This is a genomic window from Haloglomus litoreum (genome assembly GCF_029338515.1).
In the GTDB taxonomy this organism is placed as follows: Archaea; Halobacteriota; Halobacteria; order Halobacteriales; family Haloarculaceae; genus Haloglomus; species Haloglomus litoreum.
Window position 1 is genome coordinate 1,810,235 of record NZ_CP119988.1, and the last position, 23,979, is coordinate 1,834,213.

Below are 23,979 nucleotides of genomic sequence, written 5' to 3' on the forward strand. Positions count from 1 at the left end.
GCGCTCGTCTCCGACCACGGCCCCGTCGACTGTCACAGCCACCGCCCAGGGTGCGGCGGCAGCGGCCGTCCCGGGCCCATCGGGGACTGTCGAACGGTTTTTGCGACGGCCCGCCGTACGCGGGGCCATGCACGCTCTCGCTCGCCCTCTCCCGTGGTCCGCGACCGCGGGGCCACCACCAGCGTCGCCGCCGAGCCGGTCCGCCGACGCCGGGGTGGCCTGATGGCACTCGACGACCTGTGGTACCTCGCCGACGAGGCCGACCAGCGCGCCGAACAGGCCTACCACCGGCTCCGCGAGCGCCACGAGGCCTTCCTCGAACGGGTCCGCGAGAAGCACGTCTCCCGCCGCCGATTCCGGACGCTCGCGGCGCGCATCCGCGAGACCGGTACCCCCTACGGCGCCCACACCATCGTCTACCGCCCCTCGGGTGAACTGTTGCTCGTCCGTCACGACACCGTCGATATGTGGGTTCTCCCCGGCGGCGAGGTCGACCCCGGTGAATCACTCCGGGAGGCCGCCCGCCGTGAACTCGGCGAGGAGGCTGGTGTCGAGGCCGAGTACGAGGGCCTGGGTGTCCTCGGCCGCGTCGAGGTCAGTGCCGGCAGCTACGACACCTGGGGCGTCCTCCCCGTGTACGCCGCGCGGGCCCCGGACGACGCGACCCCCCGCGTCAGCGACCCGGACGGCGAAATCAGCGACGCCCGCTGGTTCGACCACCTCCCCGCGGACACCCGCGACCGCGACATCCTTCGCGAGTGGCGGCGTGAGCGGCTGTGAAGAACGGAGCTGTGGCGTGCCGGCGGACCCTCTAGCTGCTCGCCGTCTCGGTCGGTGTGGGCGTCGCGGTGCTGGTCTCGGTCTCGGTGGACTCGCTGCCGGAGTCATCGCCCGAGGCACCGTTCGCGTCGTCGTTCGCGCTGTCGGCGCCGTCGGACTGCCCGCCGCTCTCGGTCTCGGTCTCGTCCTCGAACGTCTCGGTCAGCGTCACCGTCTCGTCCTCGTAGGTCACCTCGACCTCGACCTCCTCGGCGTCGCTGGGCACCGCGAACGTGACGTTGCCGTCGGCGTTCGTCAGGTACTCCGTGCCGTTGTACGCGACCGTCGCGTTCTCCACGGCGGTCCCGTTCTGGGAGACGTAGACCGTCGCGTTCTCGCCGGCGGAGACGTTGCCGACGAACGCCGCGTCGAACGCGGCCGTCTCGTTGGCCGCCGCCTCATCGTCGCCGCGCTCGGCCTGGCCGTCGCCCTCGTCGTCCTCCATCTCCTCGTCGTCCTCGTCGACGCGGTTGATGGGGACGTCCGTGCCGGACTCGCTGGCGACCGGCTTGATGTTGTACGAGCCGGAGTTGCCCCGCTTGACGACCGTGATGTCGTAGACGAAGTCGACCTCGCTGTCGGGGGCGACCTCGAAGTTCTCGTTGAGCTGGAGCCGCGAGGAGGGGAGCTTCACGTCGGCGCTGGAGCCGTCGGTCAGCGTCCCGTTCACGTCGCTCACGCTGATGAAGACCTTCGTGTAGTTGCCCGCCGGCACGTCGAAGGTCCGCAGCAGGGTGGCGTTGTCACCCTTCAGCTCCGTCAGGTCGACGCTGCGGTCGTCGACGGCGTACGTCGTGTTCGAGCCGTTCGCCGCCGGCCCTCGCAGCGACACCTCATCGATGGTGACGTTCAGGTGCTCGAAGTCGTCGATGGCGTTCTGCTGGTCGCTGACGTAGAAGTTCATCCGGCCCTGGTCGGCGGCGGACTCGTTACCGGCGGACTCGTTGCCCGTCGGCGTCGCCGTCGGGGTGGCCTCGTCGTCGTCGGACTCGCCGTCGGCGTCAGCGTCCTCGTCGTCCTCCATCTCCTCGTCGTCCTCGTCGACGCGGTTGATGGGGACGTCCGTGCCGGACTGGCCGGCGACCGGCTTGATGTTGTACGAGCCGGAGTTGCCCCGCTTGACGACGTTGATGTCGTAGACGAAGTCCACGGACTCGTTGTTACCGACCGTGAACTGCTGGTTGATGCGGAGCTTCTGGGAGGGGAGCTTCACGTCGGCGTTGGAGCCGTCGGTCAGCGTCCCGTTCACGTCGCTCACGCTGATCCGAACCTGCGTGTAGGTCCCGTTCTCGACCTCGAACTTCTCGAGGAGCGTGGCGTTCTCGCCCTTGAGCTCGGTCAGGTCGGCCGTCCGATTGTCGACCTCGAAGGTCTGCCAGCCGCTCTCCTCGTCGTCCTCCATCTCCTCGTCTTCCGCGTCCGACTCGTTCCCGTCGGCCTTCTGGAAGGCGACCTCGTCGATGGTGACGTTCAGGTGCTCGAAGTCCTCGATGGCACCCGGCTGGTCGCTGAGATAGAAGTTGACCGTCCCGACCGCATCGCCCGATGTGCCGTCGCTCGGCTCGCCACTCGAGCCGGGACCACCGAACGAGGAACATCCGGCGGTCACGAGCATGAGCGCGACGAGCACTGTCGCCATCTGCTGTTTCATTATATATCCGTCCGTAACTAAATCGTCTCATACTTAGAAGGCTTATGGCCGAAACTGCCCGGTATTCGGCCCGGAAGGCCCACTACTGCAGTATTTGCCGAAGAATGGGCGCCACGTCAACGCTCCTCGCCCCGCTGCGGACGGGCGGGCACGGGGGCTGGTGTGTCAGCTCGCCTCGGCGCCCGGGAACTTCCGGGTGAGTTCGACCTCGCCGTCCTCGTACTCGACCTCGATCTCCACCACCTCGGCATCGTCGGGCACGTCGAACATCACGGTCCCGTCGCCGCCGGTCCGGTACTCCTCGCCGCCGATCTCGACGGTGGCTCCGGCGACCGGCTGGCCGCGCCGGGTCACCTTCACCGTCGCGGCCTCGCCGCGGTCGACGCTCCCGAGAAATCGGGCGCTCACGCCCGACTCGCCGTCCTCGGCGACCTCCTTGATGCCGACGTCGGTGCCGGATTCGGCCACGACGGGCGTCAGGACGTACTTGCCGGAGTTGCCGGCCTTCACGACCGTCGCGTCGAAGACGAAGTCCAGGGATTCGTTGCTCCCGACCGTGAACCGCTTCTCGACCTGGAGCTTGCCCGACGGCAGCTTCACGCGGGTCGAGCTCCCGTCGTCGAGCGTCCCGTTCACGTCGCTCACGTACAGGAACACCCTGTCGTAGGTGCCGTCGGGGAGGCGCTGCTGACCGACGACGGTCGCGTTCTCGCCCTGCAGTTCGGTCAGGTCGACCGTCGTGTCGTTGATGTCGTAGCTCTCCCAGCCTTCCGACTCGAGTTCGTCGTCCGCCTCGCGCTCGTCCTCGTGTTCGTCCGCTTCCTCTTCCTCGGCGTCGGTCTCGTTCGCGGATTCGTTGGCGTCCATCCCGTCGGCTGTCGAGCCGACGTCGTCCGACGCGTTCACGCGGTGGTACGCGACCCTGTCGATGGTGACGTTCAGGTGCTCGAAGTCACCCATCGCGCCGGGCTGGTCGCTCACGTAGAGCGTGACCGTCCCGGAGCCGTCGGTCATCGCGGCGTCGCCGGGGCCGCTACCACCGCCGGCGCCACCGGGAACGCCACCGGTACAGCCCGCCAGCACCAGCATCGCAGCCGCGAGCATCGCAGCGACCGCGTTGTGTCCGAGCATCGTACCCCCTCGTAGCGGGTTCGACCGGATAAGGGGGAACGCCCGTTCGTTCCGTTCCTATCGTCGCGCCGTCTTGCGATTGAACGGGGTGAACGGAGTGAACGACGCGCGTCGTCGACGTCGGCGCCGTCCTTCCGACACGGGTTTCACGCCCCGCTCCCGACAGCGGGTATGTCCCTGCACGTGACGTTCCTCGGCACCGGTGGGGCGGTCCCCTCGGTCCGGCGGAACACGTCGGCGCTGCTGGTGCGCCGCGAGGGCGACCGTCTGCTGTTCGACTGCGGCGAGGGGACCCAGCGCCAGATGATGCGCTTCGGGACCGGGTTCGACGTCTCCCACCTCTTCGTCTCCCATATGCACGGGGACCACACGCTCGGCATCCCCGGGCTGTTGCAGACCTGGGACTTCAACGACCGCGAGGCCGGCCTCGCCATCCACGTCCCGAACGGCGAGCGCCGGACGATGCGGAACCTCCTGAACGGGACCGGCACCGAACCGGGGTTCCCGGTCCGCATCAACGAGGTCGGCCCGGGCGACACCGCGCTCGACCGCGAGGAGTACGAGGTCCGCGCGTTCGAGACGGAGCACCGGACTCGCTCGGTCGGCTACGCCCTCGTCGAGGTCGACCGGAAGGGTCGGTTCGACCGCGAGCGCGCGGAGGAACTGGGCGTTCCGGTGGGGCCGAAGTTCTCCGAACTCCACGAGGGCAACGCCGTCGAACTGGAGGACGGAACCGTGGTCCGACCCGACCAGGTCGTCGGCGACCCCCGCCCCGGACGCACCGTGGTCTACTCGGGCGATACGCGACCGACCGACGCGACCGAGGTGGTCGCCGAGGACGCCGACCTGCTGGTCCACGACGCCACCTTCGCCGAGGCCGACGCCGACCGCGCGCCGCAGACGGGTCACTCGACGGCGGCCGAGGCCGCCGAGCTCGCGGCCCGGGCGGGCGCGAAGCGGCTCGCGCTCGTCCACATCTCCTCGCGCTACGCCGGCCGCTCGTCGGTCCTCGCCGAGGAGGCCCGCGCGACGTTCGGGGGAGCGGTACTGCTCCCGGACGACGGGGACGAACTCGAGGTCCCGTACCCGGACGGGTAGCGCGACCCGGAGAGCCCGTTGCACGGACCACAGGCGCCGCACAAACGTCGCGCGCCGCCCGGAGACTCTTGTGCCAGCGCGGCGAAGCATCCGACATGTCCCAGGACTACGAGTGCCCGTTCTGTGAGATCGTCGGGGGCGAGGCGGCGGCGAGCGTCGTCGCCGAGACCGACGAGACGCTCGCGTTCGTGGACCTCAATCCCGCGACCGAGGGCCACACGCTGGTCATCCCCAAAGAGCACGCTGCCGGGCTCGAGGGGCTGGACCCGGCGGTCGGCGGGCGACTGTTCGAGGAGGGGATGGCGATAGCGGCCGCGGCCCGCGAGGCGCTCGACCCCGACGGCATCAACTTCTTCCTGGCCGACGGGGTCGCTGCGGGCCAGGAGGTGTTCCACGTCCACCTGCACGTCGTTCCGCGGTACGAGGGCGACGACGTACAGTTCGTGGCCGAGCAGTCCCGGGCCGACCGCGAGGAGCTGGATGCGGTCGCCGACCGACTTCGCGGGGCGCGGTGAGCTACCCCTCCAGCCAGAACAGCTCCTCGACGGGGCAGTCGAAGTGGTTCGCGAGCTTCAGCGCCAGCTCGAGCGACGGGTCGTAGCGCTCCCGTTCGATGGCGTTGATGGTCTGGCGCGTGACCCCCACGGCCTCGGCCAGGCCGCCCTGGCTCAGCCCCTCGTGCTCGCGGTGTTCGCGGAGGCTCGACTCCATCATCGACGCTGGGCGCGAGCCAGGAGCACGAAGACGCCCCAGACGGCGAACAGGGCCGCCACGAAGTAGCCGGCGTACGCCAGCCACAGCGGCCACTCGGCATAGCCCAGGGCCTCCGCGGCGACCATCGTCGGGAAGACGACGGCCGAGGTCACTCCGAGGAGGGCGATGGTGTGCCGGCCGGCCTCGCCGAACACGTCACGGTCGCGCTCGTCGAAGACCGTCCGGTCGGTCCGGGCATGGAGGGTGATGGCCGCGCCGCCGCCGAGGACGAAGGCGGCGACACCGAACAGGGGGTACCCGGCCAGCAGCAGGCCGGCGTAGAGGACGCTCCCGACCGCCCAGAGGGCGGCGTACGTGGAGCGGGTCGATGCAAGCGGGGACGGGGATGCGGTCTCGGCCATGATGTCAAGCACCCTTTACACTGTAATGTGTTCTTTACACCCACTTCAACCTTTCTCCCTCGCGGCGGCCGGCCGACACGGCTCCTCCCGGGCACGGGATTTATTCTCGCTCGTCGCCGAGAGTGGTGTGTGAGCACCCGAACGAGTGCCCTCGACGCGGTCGTGTTCGGGGTGGACATCCAGAGCGGTGACGTGCGCGGTGACTCGCCCTCCTACGCCGTGGTGGCTTTCGACGGCGAGAACGTCGACCGGGACGTGGTCTCCTACCGGAAGCTGACCCGGCTCATCCAGCGCGAGGAGCCCGCCATCGTCGCGACCGACAACACCTTCGAACTCGCGACGGACAGGGACGACCTCGTCCGGTTCCTCCGCGAACTCCCCTCCGGGACGAAGCTCGTCCAGGTGACCGGCGCCGAGCAGCCCGAACCCCTCTCCCGGGTCGCACGTCGGCACGGGGTGCCGTACGGGAAGAAGCCGATGAAGGAGGCCGAGGCCGCCGCCCGACTCGCCGCCCGCAACGTCGGCCAGGAGGTGTCGGCGTTCGCCGACCGGACGACGGTGAAGGTCGCCCGCGGGCGCTCGACCGGGGGCGGCGGTGGCTGGTCCGAGGACCGCTTCACCCGCCGCATCCACGGCAACGTCAAGTCGAAGGCCCGCGAGGTCGAGCGACAACTGGACGAGGCCGGGCTGGAGTACGAACAGGAGGTCACGGAGAAGTACGGCGGCTACTCGCGGGCGCTGTTCCACGTCGAGGCGACCCCCGCCGAACTCCCGGTCTCACGGGAGCGCGCCGGGGACACGCGCATCGAGATCGAGCGCGAGCGCAAGGACGGCATCGAGTACTCGCCGCTCGTGAGGCGCCGCGACCACGTCCTCGTCGGCATCGACCCCGGGACGACCACCGCGGTCGCCATCGTCGGGCTGGACGGCGCGGTGCTGGAGACGCTGTCGACCCGCACGGCGGACACGGCTGCCGTCATCGAGTGGATCATCGAGCGCGGACGACCCATCCTCGTGGCGGCCGACGTCGAGCCGATGCCCGAGACCGTCGAGAAGATCCGCCGCTCGTTCGACGCCGCCGGGTGGGTCCCGGAGACGGACCTCCCGGTCGACACCAAGCAGCACCGCACCCGAGAGGAACCCTACGACAACGACCACGAGCGCGACGCGATGGCCGCCGCGCTCCACGCCTTCGACGACCACGAGGACCAGTTCGAGCGCATCGCCCGCAAGGTCCCCGCGGGCTTCGACCGCGGCGAGGTGACCGCCCGCGTGGTCGCGGGCGAGGAGTCCGTCGAGGCCGTCATCGACGACCTGACCGACGACCCCGAGGACGAGACGGAGGAGTCGACCCACGAGCCCCGCGAACTCACCGCCGAGGAGCAGGAGATCAAGCGGCTGGAGGCCCGCGTCGAGCGCCTGGAATCGCACGTCGAGGAGCTCCGCGGGACCGTCCAGCAGAAGGACGAGCGCATCGCCGAGTACGAGGAGGAACTCAGCGAGGCCCGGCGCGAGGAGCGCCAGGAGGCCCGCGAGCGCCGCGAGGTCGCCCGCCTCGAACGCGAGAACGACCGCCTCGAACGCGAACTCGCCGAGGAGCGCGAGACCGTCGAGGAGCTGGAGGGCAAACTGGAGCGGCTGAAGGCGCTCTGGCGCCTCGACCACTCGGACTTCGCCGACGTGGCCGACGAGCAGGCCGGCCTCGTCCCGGTCAAGCCCGTCGCACAGTTCACCACCAACGCCATCGAGGACGCCCAGGAGCGGTTCGGGCTCGCCGAGAACGACGTGGTCCTCCTCCGGGACGCGTCGGGCGCCGGTCGGCGCACGGCCGAGCTGCTCGCCGAGACCGAGCCCCGGGTCGTCCTGCGTCACGGTAACCTCTCCGAGCAGGCCGACCGGGTACTGTTCGAGCACGGCATCCCGGAGGGGCCGGCCGACGACGTGACCGTCCAGGAGGTCGACGAACTGGCGGTCGCCCGCGAGCGCGAGGTCGAGGCCGTCATCGACGACTGGGAGGACCGGGCCGCCGAGCGCCGGAAGGACCAGAACGCGGAGATGGTCGACCAGATCATCAGCGAGCACCGGGCCGACCGGCCGACCGAGAGCGACTGACCGCGGTCGGCACTACCCGTGCGTGAGGGTGGACGAGAAGCGTGGTCGGCCGCCGTTCAGAGCATCCCGCCCATGCCCATCTCCTCCATCGCGGACTCGACGAGCCCGCGGGCGACCATCCCCATCCCGATCACGACGAGCGTGACACCCAGCGCGGCGACCTTGTTCTCGCGGGCGACCACGAGCAGGCCGAGTACAAGCGCCAGGGCCCCCTTCTGTCCGACCTCACCGAGCGACTCCTTGGTTTCCTCGACGTCCATACCCGACCGGATTGGGCCGTGTGTGATAAAGTCACGGAAACCCGGCCGGGCGGCGAGATATGCCGGACTTCACGCCCTCGGGTCGGGGCCGACGGAATCACGAAGAGGGCCAGTACCTCTCCAGAGGGGCTATCGGATCGTAATGGGTGGCATATCCGGAAATCGTGCGGAATATGAATGTAATGCTCATGGGCGGGCCACGGACGACGCCCTGGACCGGGGGCCCCGACCGTCCGATCCGGCGCGCCCGCCGGTGGATTCACGGTCGGCGCGCCCGCCGGCCCTCGTATGCTGGATGTCGAGCCCATGGACCACGAGCAGTGGACCGCCGAGCAGGAGACGACGAGCGTCATCGTCGACGACCACAGCGTCCGGATGGCCTACCGCGACGCGGGCCCGACCGAGCGCGACGAGCCACGCGACACGCTTGTCTTCGTCCACGGGGTGCCGACGTGGGGCTACCTCTGGCGGCGGGTCGCGCCCGCCTTCGAGGACGAGTTCCGCGTCGTCGTCCCGGACATGGTCGGCTACGGCAACTCCTCGATGCGCGAGGGGTTCGACCGCTCCATCCGCGCCCAGGAGCAGGCGCTCGACGGCCTGCTCGCGGACCTCGGCGTCGACTCGTTCACGTTCGTCGGGCACGACATCGGCGGCGGCGCGGCGCTCCGGTTCGCCGCCCACCAGCCCGAGCGGGTGCGTCGGTTCGTCGCCTCCAACCTGGTCTGCTACGACTCCTGGCCCGTCGAGTTCATCGTGAACCTCGGACTCCCGCGGACGGAGGGCATGGACCGCGAGGAGTTCGTCGGGCAACTGGACTTCGCGTTCGCCGAGGGCGCGGCCGCGGACGACCCGGACGAGGCGTTCGTCGCGGGGATGCAGGCGCCGTGGCTCCGCGAGGGCGGCCAGCGCGCCATCGCCCGCGCGGCGGTCGCGACGAACACGAACCACACGACCGAGATCGACTACGACGCCATCGACACCGACCTCCTCTGCCTGTGGGCCGAGGACGACGTGATGCAGCCCATCGAGTACGGCGAACGGCTGGCCGAGGACGTGGGCGGTGAGGTCGTCCGGCTCTCCGGCGCGTACCACTGGGTGCCCGAGGACGTGGGGGGCGAGTACCGCGAGGAACTCGCGGACTTCCTCGACGGGTGAGTGCCCTCGGAAGGTCGTTCATCGACGGCTGAGACGGGTACTCGAACCGGCAGAGCCGCGTGTGTCCGAAAAAGGCACGTACCCGCCCCGTGACGGGCGGGGTATGAGCAACGACGCGCCCGACTGGGAGTTCAAGCCGCGGGACGTCTACGTCCTCCGCGAGCTGTCCCGGGACCCGCAGCTCTCCTCGCGGGACCTCGCTCGCATCCTCGAGGAGAAGTACGACATCGACGTCTCGCACGTCACCGTCAGCGAGTCCATCCGCGGGATGCGCGAGCACGGCGTCTTCCGCGAGGCCGTCATCCCCAACGAGGAGTACTACATCTTCGGCCTCTTCGAGTTCAAGCTCAACCCCGAGAACTTCGCCGACGGGTGGCGCGACGCGATGGAGTACATCCGGGACTCCCCGAACACGCTGTTCTACTTCCTCTCGGACGGGGAGTACCAGTGGAAGTCCGTCATGATGTTCTCCTCCCGGCAGAACGAGTCCAAATGGATCCACGAGTTTTACAAGGCACACGGGCCGGTCGTCGAGAACATCCGCAACTCCGTCATCCACAACGTCCTCAAGTTCCGGACGGACCCGGAGATCCTGGCGAGCCTCGACGAGAAGAACCCGCGGGAGTAGCGGACCGACGGTCTCAGTCGAGGGGTTTCTCGAACTCGTACTCCCCGACGGTCTCACCGCCCACCTCGGCCTCGACCTCGCGTATCCGCTCGAAGCCGCGCGATTCGAGGTAGCCGACCGCGACGGTGTTGTCGGCGAGCGCCGAGCAGACGAGCCGTTCCGCCCCGCGCCCGGCGGCCCACGACTCCAGTTCCGTCAGCAGTGCCGTCCCGATGCCCTCGCCCCAGTGGTCCGGGTCGACGTAGAGCGTGAACAGTTCGGCCTCGTCGGTCCACTCGCGGGTCGCGCTCGCGAAACCGACCACCTCGCCGTCACCGTCGCCGTCCGCCCCCTCTTCGGCGACGGCCACGAGGAACCGGAAGTCCTCCTCGTCGGCAGCCTCGGCGGCCACCTCCGCGAGGAACGACTCGTCGTAGAGGTCGGCCAGCGCCAGTCGGACGGCGTCGGCCGACAGCGCCGATGCGGGGCCCGCCCACCACGCGTCCGCGGCGACCGCGGCGATGTCGTCGGCGTCCTCCGGCGTGGCCTCGCGGATGATCATCGCGGCTCCTCGGCCGACTCGTCGGGTTCGGTGTCGGGCTCGGCCCCCGGGACGCTCGGCGCCTCCTCGGGCGCCGCCTCGTCGCCCTCGCGTGCCCGCGTGACGTAGTCGAGCAGTTCGTCGGCGTCCGCCTCGGCGCCCGCGCGGGCGAAGAAGTCGGCCACGTTCCGGCAGTCGCGCTCCAGGAACTCCCGGTGGTTGGGGTGGTGGACGGTGACGGCCTGCCCCAGGTCGAGCAGGGCGAGTTCCCCCTCGTGGACGACGATGTTGTACTCCGAGAGGTCGCCGTGGACGAGGCCGGCGTCGTACAGGCGGCGGGTGTACTCCCGGACGACCTCGTAGGCCGTCTCGGGGTTCTCGACGTTCACCTCGTTGAGGCGATGGGCGCGCCGGCCGTCGGTGCCGAGGAACTCCATGACGAGGACGTTGCGCTGGACGGCGATGGGTTCGGGGACCCGGACGCCGGCGGCGATGGCGCGCCGGAGGTTGGCGTACTCCTTCTTCGTCCACGCCGTGACGACCTTCTTCTTGTCCGAGCCGATGCCCTCGAAGCGGGGGTCGCCCTCGAGGTAGTCACGCATCGAGCGGAAGTCCGAGGCGTTGATGCGGTAGATCTTCACCGCGACCTCCGATTCGGGGCCGGCCGCGAGGTAGACGTTGGCCTCCTTCCCCGTCGAGAGCGGGCCGCCGAACGCGTCGATGTGGCCGTCCTGGACGAGTTTGTACAGCGCGCCCAGCGTGGCGTCGTCGAACACCGACGCCTCGACCTTGAACTGGTCGGCGTCCTTGATGCGCTTGCGGAACTCCAGGAACTCGCGGTCCCGCTTGCGGGCGATGCGGTCGGCCTCCGTGTCCGAGACGTCGAGTTCCTCCCACTCGTCGCCGAAGTCGTCACCCTCGCCCTCACCCGGTTCGAGCAGGTCGACCTCGACGTCCTGGTCGGCCATCAGGCGGAGATGTGGCCCTCCTCACGGAGCTGGTCGGCGTCCTGCTTGTCGTAGCGCCACGTGATGTCGCCCTTCTCGTCCTGCCAGTCCCAGGGCTCCACGAGGACCACGTCGTCCTCGCGGATCCAGATGCGCTTCTGCATCCGCCCCGGGATGCGCGCGGTTCGCTCCTTCCCGTCCATGCACCGGACCTTCACCCGGTTCGCACCGAGCATCTCCGTGACGACCGCGAACACCTCGTCGTCGTCCGGCATGCGGAGGTTCTTCCGGCCGCCGTCGTCCTCGCTCATGGGGGGCGGTTCGTCGCCCCGCAGTTTAAGTGCAATGCATGATTCCGGGCCGTCGGCTCGCTGGACCCCCCACTTCGGGTGTCCCACCGACAGTGCGATTCGACCGTCTCCGTGGATAACACACCGACCTGACGGCCCCGGTTTAACGGTGCCTGCGAACAATTGCCAATCCTTTATTGTTACGTACGCACTCTCCGCAGGACGCAATGAGAGCCGTAGTTTTCCAGGGACCCGAGGAGCCGATGGAGGTCGAGGAGGTCGACCGGCCGGACTGCCCGCCGGACGGCGTCGTCATCGAGACGGAGGCCTGTGGGGTGTGTCGCTCGGACTGGCACGCCTGGCAGGGCGACTGGTCGTGGATCGGGATGATGATGACGGAGGGTCTCATCTTCGGCCACGAGCCGGTCGGCGTCGTCGCCGAGGTCGGTGACGACGTCGAGAACTTCCGCGAAGGGGACCGCGTCACGAACCCCTTCAACCTCTCTGACGGCACCTGTATCCACTGCAAGGAGGGCCACCAGAACCGCTGCGAGCGCTCCATCCCGATGGGCTTCGTCAACTTCTCGACGGGCGCGTTCGCGGAGGAGTACCCGGTCCGGGCGGCGGACACCAACCTCATCAAGCTCCCCGAGGGCGTCGACTCCGTCGACGTGGCGGGCCTGGGTTGTCGGTTCGCGACGGCGTTCCACGGCATCGCCCACCGCGTCGACGTCGACCCCGGCGACTGGGTCGCCGTCCACGGCTGCGGTGGCGTCGGGCTCTCGGCGGTCCACACGGCCAACGCCCTCGGCGCCAACGTCATCGGCGTCGACCTGAACGAGGCCGCACTCGAGAAGGCCGAGGAGCTCGGCGCCGACGAGACCATCAAGGTGGACGACGTCCAGGACGTCCCGCAGGCGGTCAAGAAGAAGACACCCAAATCGCGGGGCTGTGAGGTCTCGGTCGACGCGCTCGGCATCGCCCAGACCTGCCAGAACTCCATCAACTCGCTCGGGAAGGGCGGCCAGCACCTCCAGATCGGTCTGACGACCAGCGAGGAGGGCGGCGAGGTCTCCCTGCCGGTCGACAACATCGTCACGGACGAGCGCGAGTTCATCGGCTCCTACGGGATGCCGCCCCACGAGTACGACGAGATCTTCCGGATGATGGACCACGGGAAGATCGACCCCGGCGCCATCGTCTCCGAGACCATCTCGCTGTCCGAGGTCCCCGAGACAATCGCCTCCATGGGCGACTACGACACGGTCGGGATCCCGGTCTGCAACAAGTTCTGACCCACGAGCCGGTCCCCCGGCGACCGTCGGCCTCGCGCCGACCTGCGGAACGTTCCCGCCCCGTGAGACTCGTTGACGCTGTTTTACGCGTTGCTGTGGTAGGGGGCGGTGATGTCGAGGATGTTACTGAACCAGCGCGAGGGTCGTGTGGATGGCGGGTGAGGAACCGGTGCGTGTGGGGGTCCTGAGTCTCCACAACAGCAAGGAGACGAAGGCCATCCTGAACGCGGTCGAGGCGCTGGGCCACCACACGGAGTGGCTGCGGACGGAGAACACGGTCGTCCGCTTCGAGGACGGTGGGACCACACTCTCTCCCGACGTGGACGTCGTGGTGAACCGGCTGCTCCTCTCGAACACGGACCAGCCGTCCGAGGAACTGGGGCTCGCACAGACGGTCCACGGGCTCCGGCCGATGCTCAACCCGCCGGAAGCGACCGCCCGTGCGGCCCACAAGACGGCTGCCGCGGCCCGCCTCGTCGCCGCGGGGCTCCCCGTCCCGAAGACGGTGTTCGCGCTGAGCTCGGACCAGCTCAACCGTGTCCGGGAGGAGTTCGGCGACGAGGCCGTCTACAAGACCGCCATCGGGACCCACGGTGGGGGCGCGTGGAAGGTCGGGCTCGCGGAGCCCCTCACCGCGCAGGTGGGCAAACGCCGGGCCTTCCTGCAGGAGGTCGTCGGCCGGGCCGGCGAGCCCCCCCGGGACCTCCGCGTGTACGTCGTGGACGGATCGGTCGTCGGCGCGATGTACCGGTACGCCGCCGAGAGCGACTGGCGGACGAACGTCGCCAGGGGCGGGCGAGTCGAGGACGCGAGCGACGACGCCCCCGCGGCGGTGCTCGACCTCGCCCGGCGTGCGGCCGCGACGATGGACCTCGACTGCGCCGGAGTCGACCTCATCGAGGGTGATGACCGGTGGTACATCCTGGAGGTGAACCCGACGGCCGGATTCAAGGGGTTCTACCAGGCGACCGGTGTCAGCCCCGCCCCGCATATCGCTCGGATGGCCATCGAGGCGGCGGGCGGGTCGGTCGACCCGGCACTCGTCGAGAGTCTCGCGTCGACGCTCGACGACTCCGTCCCGGCCTGCAAGCCCGTCCCGGCGACCGAACCCGAGGCCGAGCGGGTCACCATCGGCTTCACCGAACAGGTCGTCGTCCGGGGGACCGCCGGATCGAAGACCGTCGTCGCGAAGGCCGACAGCGGCGCCGCGCGGACGAGCATCGACATCCGACTGGCCGCGGACATCGGCGCCGGACCCATCCACACCGTCTCGCGGGTCCGGTCGGGGAGCACGAAACAGTCGAAGGCGCGGCCGGTCGTCGACCTCGTTGTCGGCATCGGTGGCGAGCAACACACCGTGGCCGCGAACATCGAGGACCGCTCGCACATGAGCCACCGCCTGCTGCTGGGACGCGACATCCTCAGGAACTACACCCTCGATGTCAGCCGGCGGGTCGAGGACCCGGACGAGATTCCGGCCGGGAGCGAGGAGTGACCGGCGCGCCGGGCCTCACCGCCGGACGATCTCGACCTCGTGGCCGTCGTTCGTCTTCGTGAACGCGTACATCTGGTTGCAGGATTCGGGGTCGCGGTAGTCCGCGGCGTGGCGGTCCATCAGCGTCGCCCAGGCGTCGTTCAGGTCCTCGCAGCGGACGGCGACGTGACCCCAGGCGTCGCCCATCTCGTAGGAGCGGCCGTCGTAGTTGTACGTGAGCTCGACGCTCATCGCCTCGTCGGGGGCGTCGCGGGGCTTCATGAAGTAGAGGGCGAACGAGTCGTGCTCCGAGCGGCGGAACAGCTCGTAGTCCAGCTTCCGGGCGTACCAGCCGATGGCGGCCTCGGCGTCCTCGACCCGGACCATCGTGTGGTCGAGCGACCAGCGCGCGCCGTGGTCGCGCTCGACGAGCTCGATCTCGTGGCCGTCCGGGTCCGTCACGAAGGCGTACGAGCCGCCGCAGGACTCGGGGTCGCGGTAGTCCTCGACCCCCTCCTCCATCAGCTCCTCGTAGGCCCCGTGGACGTCCTCGACGCGGACGGCGATGTGGCCCCAGGCGTCGCCGAAGTCGTAGGTGCGGTCGTCGTGGTTGTAGGTGAGTTCGAGGACGGCACCCTCCTCGTGGCGGTCCTCCGGGGCGAGGAAGACGTTGGTGAAGGTGTCGGCCTCCATCCGCCCCTCCTCGACGTAGTCGAGGTGGGTGGTGTACCAGTCGACCGACCGTTCGAGGTCCTCGACCCGCATCATGGTGTGGTCGAGCGTCGCGTCGAGCGAGGTGTCGGTGTCGGACATGTGCGAACCCACTCGCCCGCGGGCGATAAGGGTGGTGCCGACGCGTGATCGGAACGTCTCGACCGACCCACGCGCTTTTGTCGGACCCGGACCCCGCCCGGGGTATGGCCGCCGACTCCGAGCCGGTCCCGCTGGAGACGCTCGCCGGACTCCCCGAGTTCTACCATCCCGCGGTCGCCCCCGACGGGGACCGGGTGGCCCTGTACTACGACGGGACCGGTCGGAACGAACTCCACCTGCTCGACCGGGCGACCGGCGACCACCGACCCGTGACCGACGGCGAGGTGCCGCGGGACGCCACCTGGCACCTCCGCTGGGGCGCCGACGGCGAGCGGGTCCTCTGTCACCGGGACGACGACGGGGACGAACAGAACGACCTCGTGGCCGTGGCGCCCGGGTCGGGCCGCTCGCCGTCGGTCGAGACGCTCGTGGCCCACGACGGACAGGCGCAGTTGCGCGACGTGGCCGACGGCTCGATACTGTACGCCAGTGACCACGGCGGCCAGCTGAACTGCTACCGCCACGACATGGCCACGGGGACGACGACCCGCGTGACCGACCACGACCAGCCCGTGTTCGGCGGCGTCTTCGCCCCCGACGGCGAGCGGGTCGCCTACGTCGCCAACGAGTCCGACCGGCTGGAGAACCGCGACGTCTACCTCGCCGTCCCGGGTGAGGACCCGCGCCACCTCGACCTCGGGACCGACGGCTCGGAGACGTGGGCCGTCGACTGGTTCCCCGACGGCGACCGGCTGCTCGTGGACGACGACAGCGACGACACCAGCCGCATCGGTATCCACGACCTGACGACGGGGACCACGCGCTGGCTCACGCCCGACGCGGCGACCCACCCGGAGAAGAGCGTTGCCGTCGCTCCCGGCGGTGAACGGGTCGTCGGCGTGCGCGAGCGCCGGGCGGCGACGATGCCGCTGGTCTACGACGTGGCCTCCGGCGAGGCCAGGGAACTGGCGCTGCCCGAGGGGGCTGCGGGGCTGGAGGGCCAGCGCTGGAGCGGTGCGCGCGTCTTCGCCGACGATGATACCCTCCTGCTGGGCCACTCGACGGCCGCCCGGCGGAGGACGCTGTACGAGTACGACCTCGCGGCCGACGAGGCCCGCGAACGGCTCCCGCCGGCGTACGGCGATCTCGACCCGTCCGTGTTCGTCGACGCCTCGTACGTCACCTACGGGAGCGACGGGACCCCGAAACCGTTCGGCGACGACGACACGGGCGGGGCACCGGACCACTACGACATCGGTGGCCTGCTGTTCGACCCGCGCGACGGGCCGAGCCGACCCGACGACGCCACGGACGTCCCCGGCATCGTCTACGTCCACGGTGGCCCACACTTCCAGACGAGCCGCCGATTCAACGTCTACATCCAGTTCCTGGTCTCCCAGGGGTACGCCGTGTTCGCGCCGAACTACCGGGGCTCGACGGGCCGCGGGCGCGAGTTCCGCCATGCCATCCACGGCGACTGGGGCGGGGCCGAGCAGGCCGACATCGCGGCGGGTGGCCGCTGGCTGATGGACCGCGACTGGGTCGACGCCGACCGGGTCGGCGTGATGGGTGGCTCCTTCGGCGGCTACAGCGTCTTCTGCCAGCTCACCGGCTACCCGGCGCTGTGGGCCGCCGGCATCGCCTGGGTCGGCATCACGGACCTCCACCGACTCTACGCCGAGGACATGCCCCACTTCAAGCACAGTCTCCGGACGCAGATGGGCGACCCCGAGGACGACCGGGCGCTGTGGCGCGAGCGCAGCCCCATCGAGCACGCCGACGCCGTCGAGCGGCCGCTCGCGATGTACCACGGCGTCAACGACCCGCGGTGCCCGGTCGAGCAGTCGCGGCTGTTCCGGGACGCACTCGTCGACCGGGGACTCGAAGCCGGGACGGACTTCGAGTACGAGGAACCCCAGGCGGAGGGCCACGGCTCGACGGACATCGACCGGAAGGTCCGCCAGTTCGAGTTCATGGCCGACTTCCTCGAGCGGCGGCTCTGAGGACCGGGCGATCGGACCTCCTCCTCGATTGTGGAGAGACCAACTGGAAACGCTCGATACTCTCGGAACGATGCGGCTATCCGTCGAGTTCGGGGTCGTAGCCGCCCGTGTTCTCGCCGCCGGCCCGCGGTTCGACGCCGACCTGCCGGAGCGCCTCGTAGTAGGTCGAGGCGTCGGCCTCACCGACGAAGGCCGCCAGTTCGTCCAGCTCCAGCTCCCAGGCGGCGTACTGGACGGCGCCCCGGTTGAGCGGGTGATCGATCTCCTCGAAGTCGAGCGCCTCCGCCAGCTGTTCGCGGACCTCGTCGGTGATGTCGACGCGCGTCACGGCTCCCGACCTCCGTGGACGTGAGCCGGCCCGACGCGGCCTCCCCGGGCGTGGCCCATCATGATGCGGCCTCCCCTGGCGTCGCCGTCTCGCCGGCCGCTGCTTCGCGAGCGGTCGTGTACGCCTCCCGGACGCGCCGGAACTCGTCCTCGTCGCCGCCGTGGTCGGGGTGGGCCTCCTTCACCTTCTCGCGGTAGGCCTGCCGGATCTCGGACTCGCTGGCACCGGTCGGGAGCCCCAGCACGGCGAACGCCTCGTCGTACGGTCGTAGCTCCCGGTCCTCCGGGTCCGGCCCGAGGTCGACCTCCGGCGTCTCGAACGGGAGCCGGGAGCCCAGGTGGATGCCGGGGAGTTCGTGCTCGACCAGCACGGGGTACGTCGGCCCGCGCTCCAGCCGGTAGAACGTCCGCGGGTCGAAGGTGATGGCCACGTCCCGCTCGGGGAGGTAGAACTCGACGCTGGTGCCGTCGACGGGGTGGTTCTCGGCGTACGCCTCGTCGATGGCGTCGAGGTACTCGCGGATCTCGATTGTCCGGCGCTCGTTGCCGGTGCTGGAGGTGCTGCTTCCGCCGCCCGTGCCGGGGAACCAGCGCGTCCCGACGTAGAACAGGCAGGCGGCGGCACAGCTCGCGACGAACCCGATCGCGAGTCCCACGACGATCCATCGCGGGATGCCGAACCACAGGACCTCGCTTGCCACGCCCCGTCGTAGGTGGGGCGGAGGTAAGAACCTCTCGGGAGCGTCCCCGCCACGCACTCCGCGCCCTGCCGCCCGCTCCGACGCTTGGATGGTTCTGTCAGAATCCTTTGAAGGGTGGGAACGGCAGACAGGGTAGCTGCGCTGCCGTATCACGACAACTGCTCAGATATGTCCCGAGACAGGAGCTCACCGGAGGGGAGTACAGGGAAGGACCGGTTCACGGACGCGGCCATCGACCGGCGGACGTTCGTCAAACTCTCGGCGGCGACCGGCGCGGCGCTCGCGCTGCCCGGCAACGCGAGCGCCGACGCGAGCGTCGGCGCGTTCGAGGCCGATTACCAGTACGTCCAGAACCACACGCCGACGGACCACGCGGTCCCGACGCTCGTCGAGTTCGAGGACGGTGCGGACCCGTCGGTACTGGAGGCGTTCGACACGAACGCCATCTCGACGACCGAGCCGCGGAGCGCCGCGTACGGGCGGCTGACGGCGGCCGAGGCCGACGCTGCGGCTACGGAACTGCCGGCGGCATCGAACTTCCAGTTTGCGCCCGGGTCGAACCCGTTCTGGCGCATCGGCTACTACCCGTTCGGCGTGTTCCCGGAGGCGCGGCGCTCGGTCGACTTCGTCGGGTTCGAGCAGCTCAAGGACGGCCTCCGCGAACTGGAGGATCGCTACCCGGACACCATCAATGTCGAGCGGTTCGGGGAGTCGCCGGGCCACCGCAACAACGCCACCCAGCGCGACGACCCGAAGGGGATGTACCTCGCCGAGGTGACCGACTTCACCTCCGACGCCTCCTTCGAGGAGAAGGAGAAGGTGTTCTTCTCCTGTTCGCTGCACGGCCTGGAGCGGGCCGGCGCCGAGGCCGGTGCGCGCATCATCGAGAACATCGCCCGTGGCGACCAGTACGCGGGTGACCTGCCGGACCTGCTGGCGGACGCCGTCCTGATATTCGGCTTCACCAACCCGGACGGATGGGCGGTCCGGAACCCGCAGTACGACTCGGGCTGGCAGGTCGGCGGCCCCGGCACGGGGACGCCCCGGGCGCCGGCCGCCCCGCTGTTCGAGCGGGGGAACGCCGAGATCTACGACACGAACCGCCAGTACCCGACGGTCGGCTACATCACGACGGCACACAACCCGGCCGAACCCCGGGACGCGCCCGACTACATCGACCGGAAGGTCCCGGACGCGGTGGCGGTCGTCGAGCAGTTCCGCTCGTACGAGAACCTCAACTACGGCGCGGACCTCCACGGCGGCCCCCTGTTCGAGGACTTCGTCCTCGGGCTCATCAGCCAGGACCAGTACACCCTCGAGGAGGCCCACGAGGTGTACGCGATGTGCGAGGTCATCAAGGAGAACCTCGACGAGGCGCTCGTCGAGTGGCAGACCGCCGGTGACCTGAGCGCACCCCTCCGGAACGCGCTGGGCAACCCGTCGGTCCCGCTCGCCGGCGGGACTCCGCCGGACGACGCGTTCGACTACGCCACCATCTACGACACCATCGGCTACACCGTCTCCGGCGCGATGCTGGACTGGATGGCCCACCCCGAGGACCTCGGCGGCCTGGGGATGACGACGCTCGACTTCGAGATGTCGTTCTCGCACATGGCCGGCGGCAACGTCTACAACCCCGAGCTCCTGCGGATGGAGGTGCTGGGCTACCGCGAGGCCATCCGGACCATCTCCGAGTTCGCGGTCCGGAACTCCGACACGCCCACGACCGACGACGAGTTCGACACCGTCGTCGAGACGACGGTCGAGACGAGTAGCGATGGCGGCGAGTCGGTCGCGTTCGTCACGCCCACGGAGGTCACGGTCGAACGGGAGGCGGACGCGGACCGGTACGAGCCGGGCGACGTCGTCGCGCCCGACGACCCGCTCACGCGCTCGAACGACGACCTGGCGTTCGCATCCTCGACCGGGGAGGTGGACACGTTCTCGGCCTCGGGGACCATCGGCCCCGGCGTCGGTGAGGGGGTCGCCCCGACGAGGGTCGAGGAGCCGTTCGACACCGCCGACCTGGACGGCGACCCGTTCGCGCTCGACGCCGAGCTGAGTTGGACCCCGCCCGGGGAGGACCTCGAGTTCTTCCTCGAGGACCCCGACGGCAAGCAGGTCGGGAGCGCTGTCACCGCGAGCAACCCCGAGACGATGAGCAACGTCCCGCTGGAGGCGGACGGAACGTACACCTTCGTCGTCGAGACGTACGCCAACGTCGCGGCCCAGTACGAGATTTCGGCGTCGTTCATCGGGCAGACCGACGGGAGCGGAACGGAGACCGACGAGACGAGCGAGTCGACGACCGTCCCCGGGGTGAGCGTCCCCGGAACGAGCGTCGCCACCGTCTCCCAGGAGGTCCCGGCCGGCCTGCACAGCATGCAGGTCCACACGCACTCCCAGAGCGGCATCATGGACCTCGAACTCGTCTCGCCCTCCGGCGATGTCGTTCGGGAGTTCGAGGGGATCACCGAGAAGCGCATCGGGGGGAAGTGCTGTGGCTTCCCGGAGTGGGATGTCGCCGAGCCCGAGCCCGGCGAGTGGACCGTCCGCATGACGAACCTGCTGGCCGAGACGAAAGGGGTCGAGGTCCAGTTCGCGACGCTCTCCTCGAACTCGACGAATCCCGACCCGAAGGGGGCACTGGGCTACGAACAGCGTGACTACGAGGTCACGCCGCTCCAGTTCGCCGCCGACTACGACGCGGCCGTCGGGGACGCCGGCGCCGTCGACCTCGTCTCGGTCGACGCGGTGGCGACCGAGGATGCGCTCTCGGGCTACGACCACGCGGTCGTCATCCACGACTACATCGACGCGGCCAACCGTGTCGGTGACGGCGCGGTCGACACCGAGTACTTCGACGCCCTCGACGCCTTCGTCGACGACGGCAACAACCTCGTCCTGACGGACACGGGTGTCACCCTGCTGGGTGTCCTGGAGAACGGGCTCGTCGGAGACGGGCAGTTCGGCGCGGACGCGTTCACCACCACGACCCAGGACGTCGCCCGCTACACGAGCAAGAACCTCGACCACCCGCTGATGACCGACGTGCGACCCATCCAGAACCAGCTCTGGAAGGTCGCGCCGCTCGGGTACAACGTGAGCGGGCAGGCGCCGAGCCATCTCGTCTCGCAGGGCGCGTTCACCGGCGGGCCGGCCACGTCGTCGGTCGCGGGCACCATCGACGGCGCCGTCGCGACGGGGTCGCTCACGCGCGGGCCGGACGACGGGACCGGCGTCCACGTCATCGGGTCGCTCCTGCCGCCCGCGAGCCAGGCGAATCTGCACCCGTTCGGCCTGCTCGACTACACCGTCTCGTTCCTGGGCTACCTCGTGTTCACCTCCGCGCTGGGCTTCCAGCAGGTCCGCACGGTCGAGGGCGAGGCGTTCCGCTTCGGCCGGGGTGACTCCTGGAGCACCGGCGGCGGCTCGGGGGGTTCCGGCGGCTCGGGAGGTGGCCCCGGCGCCGCGGGCTCCCGCGGCGACACGAACAGCCCGTACACGCCCGGGGCGACCCATCAGGTCGAACTCACGATCACCGAACTCTCGGAGACGGCCACCGTGACCGACTCGCTGCCGTCGAGCGACTGGGGGGTGGTCGGCGGTGGCGGCACCCAGAACGGCGCCGAGGTCGACCTCGGCGAGGTCGGGGCCGTCGACGCCTCCGACGACCCGGTCACGCTGAACTACTTCGTGGAGGTGCCCGAGACCAACGGGCAGGCGACCTTCGGCCCGGCCGCGGCCAGCACCAGCGGCGGCACGACCGCGTTCGGCGGCACGAACACGGTCACGGTGGTCGGCGGGACGGGCGCTCCGGCGTCGTCCGGGACCGACACCTCCCTGACGGACGACCACGGGTTCACCGCGGACACGCTGTGACCTGGCGTGGGGAAGGAGTAGTCGGGGCGGCGGCCGACCACTCGGCCGGGCGCTCTCGCGACTGCTCGGCCGGGCGTCCCCGGAACTGCCCGGGCGGGCGCCCCAACGACCGCTCTCTCGCGCGCTACCCGATGTAGCGCAGGTCCTCGTCGCTGGGGGTCTGTGGCCCCTGCTCCATCTCCTGGATCTTCTTGATGACCTCCTCCATCTCCTCTGCGCGGTCCTCCAGCGAGGCGTAGCCGACGTCGAACTCGATCACGTCCTGCAGCACCTCCAGCACGGCGCGGGCGCTCTTCGGGTCGACCAGGTAGCCGGAGGTCTCGCCCATCAGGCAGGCCGTCGGGATGTCGCGGCGCTCGCCCAGTCCCAGGAGGAGGCCGCTCACGCCGACGATGCCGCCGGCGGGTTCGTCCTCGCGGAACTCGACGCCCGCGTCCTCCAGCTCCTCGACCTGCTCGTCGTCGGTGGCGGCGCCGACGACGGCGTACTCCTCGATGAGCTCGCCCGTGGGGACGCCGCCGAGCGCGAACGCGCGCTCGACGCCGAACGCCTCGGCCACGTCGAGGAAGCGGTCGGTCAGGCGGTAGTGGCCCGGCGCGTCGGTCGCCTGGTGGTCGCCCGACAGCAGGAGCAGGTCCGCGCCGTCGGTCCGGACGGCGTGGAACTCGGCGCAGGCCATCGTCGTGGTGCCGTCGTCGTCGACGGCCACCTGTGGCGGGAAGTGCTCCGAGTAGACCCGTCGCACCAGCTCCGCGTCCTCGAACTCCTCCAGCAGGTGCTCGGCCACCAGCTTCCCGACGTGGCCGACGCCCGGCAGGCCCTCGACCAGCACGGGAGCGTCCAGTTCGGGGTCCGCGTACGTCTCGACGTCGAACTCGTCCATACCGCGGGGTCGGGGTCACGGCACTTGAACCCCCGCGGGTCGGAGACAGTCCGGTGCGCCCGCGGCGCCGGCGGTGCGGACGGGCCGGCGCTACGACTCACCACCTCCCGACGGGTGCTTGCGGGCGGTCAGTGGCTGCCGGCGGATCAGCGAGCAGTCGAACGCGGGGTGCTCCGCGAGGTGCCGGAGGACCATGTGGCGCCGGCCACCGCTGAGTCCGTCCGTCCCGACGTCGGCGGCCGTGAACTCCGCCGGGAGGCGCTCGAACAGCGCGCGCAGTTCCACGCGCGAGTCGAACACCTTCCGGTGGCCCGCCGACTCGGCGCCCCGGCGCCTGACGACGTACGTGCCGTCGGGACGGCGCTCGCCCGCCGTGTGGACGAAGGTCCGCTCCTCCTGCAGTGCGTCGCCGAGCGACTCGCGCACCCGCGCGGCCGCTCCGTCGGAGAGGACGTGGTCGTCGCCGTCGATGCCCAGGACGACCGACCCGTCCTCGCTCCGGACCGTCAGCTCACAGCCGCAGAATTTCTCGACCCGCCGCCTCGCGGCGACGGCACTCCTCGCCGGCCGACCGGTGTGCGTCGAACGACATCGGTTCCCAGTAGGGTCACGTCGGTCATCAATCCGGCGGTCGGACAGGTCCACCTGTCCGCGGTGCCGTGTGACCGCGGCATGGTCGGACGGTCAGTTTCTTCCGGCGGGCGACCGTATACTGCCCCATGCGCGACGAAGAGGAGATCCGCGAGCAGTACGAGTTCCTGAAGGCCGAGCTGGACGACGAGGACATGAAACACGAGGGCGTCAGGCAGATGTTCACCTACTACAAGCGGGCGCTGGGCTGGGTCCTCGAGGAGGAGTACATCTGAACGTCCGGC

General features: G+C 69.9%; 24 protein-coding genes. 11 read left to right on the forward strand and 13 right to left on the reverse strand.

Annotation, left to right across the window (positions count from 1 at the left end; genetic code table 11):
- Positions 1-222 precede the first annotated feature (222 nt).
- Positions 223-780: an NUDIX hydrolase gene (locus P2T62_RS08910; RefSeq protein ID WP_420028420.1), complete on the forward strand. Its 558-nt coding sequence runs from the start codon at positions 223-225 to the stop codon at positions 778-780.
- A gap of 31 nt (positions 781-811) precedes the next feature.
- Here P2T62_RS08910 and P2T62_RS08915 read toward each other — a convergent pair whose 3' ends face one another.
- Positions 812-2,458 carry a DUF4382 domain-containing protein gene (locus tag P2T62_RS08915; RefSeq protein ID WP_276261046.1) on the reverse strand — a complete coding sequence of 549 codons (1,647 nt, stop codon included), beginning with the start codon at positions 2,456-2,458 and terminating at the stop codon, positions 812-814.
- A gap of 177 nt (positions 2,459-2,635) precedes the next feature.
- On the reverse strand, positions 2,636-3,601 hold the full coding sequence (locus P2T62_RS08920; protein ID WP_276261047.1) for a DUF4382 domain-containing protein: 966 nt from the start codon (positions 3,599-3,601) through the stop codon (positions 2,636-2,638).
- A 171-nt stretch (positions 3,602-3,772) separates the two neighbouring features.
- On the opposite strand from P2T62_RS08920, the gene rnz reads away from it, so the two are divergent.
- Both rnz and P2T62_RS08930 read left to right on the forward strand, forming a co-directional pair.
- A complete protein-coding gene (gene rnz / locus P2T62_RS08925) occupies positions 3,773-4,699 on the forward strand; it encodes a ribonuclease Z (RefSeq protein ID WP_276261048.1) in 927 nt (308 codons plus the stop codon).
- A gap of 95 nt (positions 4,700-4,794) precedes the next feature.
- Positions 4,795-5,214, forward strand: a complete 420-nt coding sequence (locus tag P2T62_RS08930; RefSeq protein ID WP_276261049.1) for an HIT family protein — start codon at positions 4,795-4,797, stop codon at positions 5,212-5,214.
- Position 5,215: 1 nt separating this feature from the next.
- Here P2T62_RS08930 and P2T62_RS08935 read toward each other — a convergent pair whose 3' ends face one another.
- Both P2T62_RS08935 and P2T62_RS08940 read right to left on the reverse strand, forming a co-directional pair.
- Positions 5,216-5,410, reverse strand: coding sequence for a helix-turn-helix transcriptional regulator (locus P2T62_RS08935; RefSeq protein WP_276261597.1), 195 nt, complete (start codon positions 5,408-5,410; stop codon positions 5,216-5,218).
- Positions 5,410-5,814 (reverse strand): DUF2178 domain-containing protein, encoded by a 405-nt coding sequence (locus P2T62_RS08940; protein ID WP_276261050.1) that lies wholly within the window; start codon positions 5,812-5,814, stop codon positions 5,410-5,412. The genes P2T62_RS08935 and P2T62_RS08940 overlap by 1 nt, the downstream gene beginning before the upstream one ends.
- Before the next feature lie 129 nt (positions 5,815-5,943).
- Here P2T62_RS08940 and P2T62_RS08945 point away from each other — a divergent pair, with 129 nt between their 5' ends.
- Positions 5,944-7,926, forward strand: a complete 1,983-nt coding sequence (locus P2T62_RS08945; RefSeq protein ID WP_276261051.1) for a DUF460 domain-containing protein — start codon at positions 5,944-5,946, stop codon at positions 7,924-7,926.
- Positions 7,927-7,982: 56 nt separating this feature from the next.
- On the opposite strand, the gene P2T62_RS08950 is transcribed toward P2T62_RS08945, so the two are convergent.
- Positions 7,983-8,186 (reverse strand): DUF7470 family protein, encoded by a 204-nt coding sequence (locus P2T62_RS08950; RefSeq protein ID WP_276261052.1) that lies wholly within the window; start codon positions 8,184-8,186, stop codon positions 7,983-7,985.
- A 288-nt stretch (positions 8,187-8,474) separates the two neighbouring features.
- Between P2T62_RS08950 and P2T62_RS08955 the strand changes: the two genes are divergently transcribed.
- Together P2T62_RS08955 and P2T62_RS08960 are read left to right on the forward strand one after the other, a co-directional pair.
- Positions 8,475-9,341 (forward strand): alpha/beta fold hydrolase, encoded by an 867-nt coding sequence (locus P2T62_RS08955; protein WP_276261053.1) that lies wholly within the window; start codon positions 8,475-8,477, stop codon positions 9,339-9,341.
- A 103-nt stretch (positions 9,342-9,444) separates the two neighbouring features.
- Positions 9,445-9,969 carry a MarR family transcriptional regulator gene (locus P2T62_RS08960; protein WP_276261054.1) on the forward strand — a complete coding sequence of 175 codons (525 nt, stop codon included), beginning with the start codon at positions 9,445-9,447 and terminating at the stop codon, positions 9,967-9,969.
- A 13-nt stretch (positions 9,970-9,982) separates the two neighbouring features.
- Here the strand turns inward: P2T62_RS08960 and P2T62_RS08965 are convergent, their stop codons facing one another.
- From P2T62_RS08965 to eif1A, 3 genes are read right to left on the reverse strand one after another with little or no spacing between them, the layout of a single operon-like run.
- Positions 9,983-10,510 (reverse strand): GNAT family N-acetyltransferase, encoded by a 528-nt coding sequence (locus P2T62_RS08965; protein WP_276261055.1) that lies wholly within the window; start codon positions 10,508-10,510, stop codon positions 9,983-9,985.
- Complete coding sequence (rio1, locus tag P2T62_RS08970) at positions 10,507-11,457, reverse strand: serine/threonine-protein kinase Rio1 (protein WP_276261056.1); 951 nt, start codon at positions 11,455-11,457, stop codon at positions 10,507-10,509. Before rio1 ends, P2T62_RS08965 begins: the two co-directional genes overlap by 4 nt.
- Entirely contained in the window at positions 11,457-11,747 is a 291-nt protein-coding gene (gene eif1A, locus P2T62_RS08975) for a translation initiation factor eIF-1A (protein ID WP_254830281.1), read from the reverse strand. The genes rio1 and eif1A overlap by 1 nt, the downstream gene beginning before the upstream one ends.
- Positions 11,748-11,953: 206 nt before the next feature.
- On the opposite strand from eif1A, the gene P2T62_RS08980 reads away from it, so the two are divergent.
- Together P2T62_RS08980 and P2T62_RS08985 are read left to right on the forward strand one after the other, a co-directional pair.
- Positions 11,954-13,021 carry a zinc-dependent alcohol dehydrogenase family protein gene (locus P2T62_RS08980; protein ID WP_276261057.1) on the forward strand — a complete coding sequence of 356 codons (1,068 nt, stop codon included), beginning with the start codon at positions 11,954-11,956 and terminating at the stop codon, positions 13,019-13,021.
- 151 nt (positions 13,022-13,172) lie between these two features.
- Complete coding sequence (locus P2T62_RS08985) at positions 13,173-14,516, forward strand: RimK family alpha-L-glutamate ligase (RefSeq protein WP_276261058.1); 1,344 nt, start codon at positions 13,173-13,175, stop codon at positions 14,514-14,516.
- Positions 14,517-14,531: 15 nt separating this feature from the next.
- Here P2T62_RS08985 and P2T62_RS08990 read toward each other — a convergent pair whose 3' ends face one another.
- Positions 14,532-15,308, reverse strand: coding sequence for a VOC family protein (locus P2T62_RS08990; RefSeq protein WP_276261059.1), 777 nt, complete (start codon positions 15,306-15,308; stop codon positions 14,532-14,534).
- A 104-nt stretch (positions 15,309-15,412) separates the two neighbouring features.
- On the opposite strand from P2T62_RS08990, the gene P2T62_RS08995 reads away from it, so the two are divergent.
- A complete protein-coding gene (locus tag P2T62_RS08995) occupies positions 15,413-17,311 on the forward strand; it encodes a S9 family peptidase (RefSeq protein WP_276261060.1) in 1,899 nt (632 codons plus the stop codon).
- 76 nt (positions 17,312-17,387) lie between these two features.
- Here the strand turns inward: P2T62_RS08995 and P2T62_RS09000 are convergent, their stop codons facing one another.
- Together P2T62_RS09000 and P2T62_RS09005 are read right to left on the reverse strand one after the other, a co-directional pair.
- Positions 17,388-17,639: a hypothetical protein gene (locus tag P2T62_RS09000; RefSeq protein WP_276261061.1), complete on the reverse strand. Its 252-nt coding sequence runs from the start codon at positions 17,637-17,639 to the stop codon at positions 17,388-17,390.
- A gap of 58 nt (positions 17,640-17,697) precedes the next feature.
- A complete protein-coding gene (locus P2T62_RS09005; RefSeq protein WP_276261062.1) occupies positions 17,698-18,339 on the reverse strand; it encodes a J domain-containing protein in 642 nt (213 codons plus the stop codon).
- A gap of 168 nt (positions 18,340-18,507) precedes the next feature.
- On the opposite strand from P2T62_RS09005, the gene P2T62_RS09010 reads away from it, so the two are divergent.
- Positions 18,508-22,221 (forward strand): M14 family metallopeptidase, encoded by a 3,714-nt coding sequence (locus tag P2T62_RS09010; protein ID WP_276261063.1) that lies wholly within the window; start codon positions 18,508-18,510, stop codon positions 22,219-22,221.
- A gap of 124 nt (positions 22,222-22,345) precedes the next feature.
- Here P2T62_RS09010 and P2T62_RS09015 read toward each other — a convergent pair whose 3' ends face one another.
- Positions 22,346-23,104: a proteasome assembly chaperone family protein gene (locus P2T62_RS09015; RefSeq protein ID WP_276261064.1), complete on the reverse strand. Its 759-nt coding sequence runs from the start codon at positions 23,102-23,104 to the stop codon at positions 22,346-22,348.
- Positions 23,105-23,194: 90 nt separating this feature from the next.
- Positions 23,195-23,749: a DUF7528 family protein gene (locus P2T62_RS09020; protein ID WP_276261065.1), complete on the reverse strand. Its 555-nt coding sequence runs from the start codon at positions 23,747-23,749 to the stop codon at positions 23,195-23,197.
- A 74-nt stretch (positions 23,750-23,823) separates the two neighbouring features.
- Here P2T62_RS09020 and P2T62_RS09025 point away from each other — a divergent pair, with 74 nt between their 5' ends.
- The gene (locus P2T62_RS09025; RefSeq protein WP_276261066.1) at positions 23,824-23,970 is read left to right on the forward strand and encodes a hypothetical protein; all 147 of its coding nucleotides are present in this window, start codon (positions 23,824-23,826) and stop codon (positions 23,968-23,970) included.
- Positions 23,971-23,979: the final 9 nt, after the last annotated feature.